We start from the raw sequence: 3,438 nt of genomic DNA, 5'->3' as shown, positions 1-3,438 counted from the left end.
CAGCATGGCCCTGTTCTAAGCCGGTCGGGACAGCCCGGCGCCTGCCAGCGCCCGGGCCCAGGCCTGCTGCTGGGCGGCAAACTCGGCCCATTCGGCCGTCGCACTGGCGGCATGGCGCTCGGCGGCCGCGGCGTCACCGAGCAGGCCATAGATCTGGGCCAGACGGCTGTGGGTGGCAGCCCGGTCGTCGACATCGCAGGCCGGGTCCAGCTCGATTTCGGCCTCGCGCGCTTGCTGCAAGGCATGCTCGCGCTGGCCCAGATTGCAGCGGCACCAGGCCAGATCGGCCAACAGACTGCTGCCCAGCCGCGTCAGCCCCTTGGACATGGCCTGCGGCAGATGCTGCTCGTACAGCGCCTGGGCTTGGGCGAATTCGCCCTGCACCGTCAGCACCTGGGCGCGCAGCACCGGTGTCAGCTCGGCCATCGCCGAGCCGCCGACGGCCGCGTCGTAATGCTTGACCGAATCGGCCCCCAGCAGCAACTCGGGGACCGGGCGGGCCGGATGGGCCAGACTCTCACGGCGCTGCCGGGCGCAGCGCACCTCGGTCATGTTGTAGATCAGGGCCGACTGGGTGGCGTCATCGCCCTCGGCGGCCGCATGGCGGCGCGCCGCGGCGTACCAGGCCTGGGCGGCTTCAGGCCGCCCGGCAAAGTCGTAGGCCAGCCCCAAGGCCACGGCCAGACGGCTGCGCGCATCATGCTGGGCCTCGCCGGCCAGGCTCAGGCAGGTCTGGGCCTGCTGGGCCACGCGCGCCACATCATGCTGGACATAGGCGATATGGGCCAGCCAGGCCGCGCACAGGGCCTCCAGCTGGCGCAGGCCGGCGACCTGGGCCATGGCCTGGGCCCGACGGATCTTGTCGCCCGCGGCGCTGCCGAAGTCGCTGAAATAGCTCATCAGGCCCTCGGCATAGTGCAGCCAGGCGCCCAGGGTGGGATGCGGGTGCTGGAAGGCCAGCTGATGCAGGGCCGTCAAGGCCTCGCGCGCCTCGGCCATGCGTCCGTGACGCGCCAGCAGCACCGCGCGCTGCACCCGCCAGCTGCCCGCCAGGATGGGGTCGCTGGCCCCGGCGATGGCCTGATCCAGGCGCTGCAGCAGGCGGGAGCTGATGGTCATGACCGGGCTCAGCGGGTCAGACGTTCCAGGGCCTCGCGGTACTTGGCCGCGGTGTTCTCGATCACCTCGGCCGGCAGGGCGGGCGCGGGCGCCACCTTGCCCCAGGGCTTGCCGTCCACCTGGGCCTGCTCCAGCCAGTCGCGCAGGAACTGCTTGTCGTAGCTGGGCGGGTTGCTGCCCACGGCATAGCTCTCGGCGGGCCAGTAGCGCGAGGAGTCGGGTGTCAGCACCTCGTCCATCAGGGTCAGGGTGCCGTCGGCGTCCAGGCCAAACTCGAACTTGGTGTCGGCAATGATGATGCCCTTGGTGGCGGCATAGTCGGCCGCGCGCTTGTACAGGGCAATGGAGATGGCGCGCACGCGCTCGGCCAGGTCGGCACCGGTGATCTCCACGCAGCGCTCGAAGCTGATGTTCTCGTCGTGATCGCCCATCTCGGCCTTGGTGGCCGGGGTGAAGATGGGCTCGGGCAGCTTGGAGGCATTGTTCAGGCCGGCCGGCAGCTTGACGCCGCAGACCTCGCCCTTGACCTTGTACTCGGCCCAGCCGCTGCCGGCCAGGTAGCCGCGCACCACGGCCTCGATGGGCAGGGGCTTGAGGCGCTTGACCAGCATGGAGCGCTCACGCACCTGCTCGCGGTCGGCCTCGGTGCTGACGGCGGACAGCGGGTCGTCGCCGGTCAGGTGGTTGGGGACGATATCGCCCAGCTTCTCGAACCAGAACAGGGCCATCTTCGTCAGCAGGGCGCCCTTGCCGGGAATGGGCTCGCCCATGATGACGTCGAAGGCCGAGATGCGGTCTGAGGCCACCATCAGGATGCGGTCCTCGCCCACCGCGTAGTTCTCGCGCACCTTGCCGCGCGCGATCAGGGGAAGAGAGGTGAGCGAGGAGGTATGCAGGGCAGCGGTCATGGTGGGCTCGGGCGGAAAACGCGGATTTTAGGTCAGGCCGCCGGGCCCTCCGCGATTTGCGCAAAGCCCAGATAGCGAGCCTCGAAGCGCGCCTTGCCGGCGCTGGCAAAGGCCGCCTCGTCCCAGTCGCCCTCGCCCAGCCGGGCGCGGAACTCGGGGCGGAAGCGGTAGACAAAGGCCTCGAGCAGCCGGCCGTCTTCCAGCCGCACTTCAACGCTCACGCGCTCGTACTCGGGGCCCTCGAAGGCATCCAGCCGCGCCCAGGCGGACTCGGGCACATCCAGATAAAGCCGGCCCGCCACCTCGGCGCCGGGCGCGGGCTGCAGGCCCGGGTACTCCTGGCCCTGCACCGGATGGCGGGCATGGCCGGCCAGACGCGCCGGCAGCGAGGCCGGCAGGGCCTGCGGCGCCAGGCCGCAGACGCGCGCCATGATGTCGGCCCACATCAGCGAACCGTAGGTGAAGGCGTGCGCCACCGCGGGCTCGCTCGGGACTTACTGGACGACCTGGGCCAGCTCGCCGCGGGCATAAGCCGCGGCAATGTCCACCAGGGTGCGCGGCTTGATCTTGCCGGCCTGGCCTTCGCAGCCGAACTCCAGATAGCGCTGCTTGCACACCGCCTTGGCGGCCTCGCGGGCGGGCTTGAGCCACTCGCGGGCGTCGAACTTGTCGGGGTTCTCGGCCAGGAACTTGCGCACCGCACCGGTCATGGCCAGGCGAATGTCGGTGTCGATATTGATCTTGCGCACGCCATGCTTGATGGCTTCCTGGATCTCCTCGACCGGCACGCCGAAGGTCTCCTTCATCTTGCCGCCGTACTGGTTGATGATGGCCAGCAGCTCCTGCGGCACGCTGGAGGAACCGTGCATCACCAGATGGGTGTTGGGAATGCGGGCGTGGATTTCCTTGACGCGGCTGATGGCCAGGATGTCGCCGGTGGGCTTGCGGCTGAACTTGTAGGCGCCGTGGCTGGTGCCGATGGCAATCGCCAGGGCGTCCAGCTGGGTGGCCTTGACGAAGGTGGCGGCCTCTTCCGGGTCGGTCAGCATCTGGCTGTGATCCAGCTTGCCGACGGCGCCGATGCCGTCTTCCTCGCCGGCATCGCCGGTTTCCAGATTGCCCAGGCAGCCCAGCTCGCCCTCGACGGTGACGCCCACCTTGTGGGCCATCTCCACCACGCGGCGGGTGACGTCCATGTTGTACTCAAAGGACGAGGGCGTCTTGCCGTCTTCCATCAGAGAGCCGTCCATCATCACCGAGCCGAAGCCCAGGTCAATGGCGCCCTGGCAGATCTTGGGGCTGGTGCCGTGGTCCTGGTGCATCACCAGGGGAACGTGCGGGTACATCTCAGCCGCAGCCTGGATCAGGTGCTTGATGAAGGGCTCGCCAGCGTACTTGCGGGCGCCAGCGC

At 69.3% G+C, this 3,438-nt stretch carries 4 protein-coding genes; all 4 read right to left on the bottom strand.

The window, feature by feature from the left end:
- Positions 1-15 precede the first annotated feature (15 nt).
- Positions 16-1,119: a hypothetical protein gene (locus tag ACK5F2_RS06135; RefSeq protein WP_409863517.1), complete on the bottom strand. Its 1,104-nt coding sequence runs from the start codon at positions 1,117-1,119 to the stop codon at positions 16-18.
- 8 nt (positions 1,120-1,127) lie between these two features.
- Complete coding sequence (locus tag ACK5F2_RS06130) at positions 1,128-2,027, bottom strand: phosphoribosylaminoimidazolesuccinocarboxamide synthase (protein ID WP_409863516.1); 900 nt, start codon at positions 2,025-2,027, stop codon at positions 1,128-1,130.
- 32 nt (positions 2,028-2,059) lie between these two features.
- Positions 2,060-2,503, bottom strand: coding sequence for a gamma-glutamylcyclotransferase family protein (locus ACK5F2_RS06125; RefSeq protein ID WP_409863514.1), 444 nt, complete (start codon positions 2,501-2,503; stop codon positions 2,060-2,062).
- Between the two features lie 18 nt (positions 2,504-2,521).
- On the bottom strand, positions 2,522-3,438 hold a 917-nt coding region (fba, locus tag ACK5F2_RS06120), incomplete at its 5' end, for a class II fructose-bisphosphate aldolase (RefSeq protein ID WP_409863513.1).

It is taken from the genome of Roseateles sp., from assembly GCF_046300915.1.
Lineage (GTDB): Bacteria > Pseudomonadota > Gammaproteobacteria > Burkholderiales > Burkholderiaceae_C > Kinneretia.
Note: the sequence above shows the minus strand (reverse complement) of the source record. Positions and strands in the feature narration are given on the sequence as shown.

Bases quoted from the DNA above. Each gene is read 5' to 3' on its own strand.
- ACK5F2_RS06135 (WP_409863517.1), bottom strand. From the start codon at position 1,119: ATGACCATCAGCTCCCGCCTGCTGCAGCGCCTGGATCAGGCCATCGCC.
- ACK5F2_RS06130 (WP_409863516.1), bottom strand. From the start codon at position 2,027: ATGACCGCTGCCCTGCATACCTCCTCGCTCACCTCTCTTCCCCTGATC.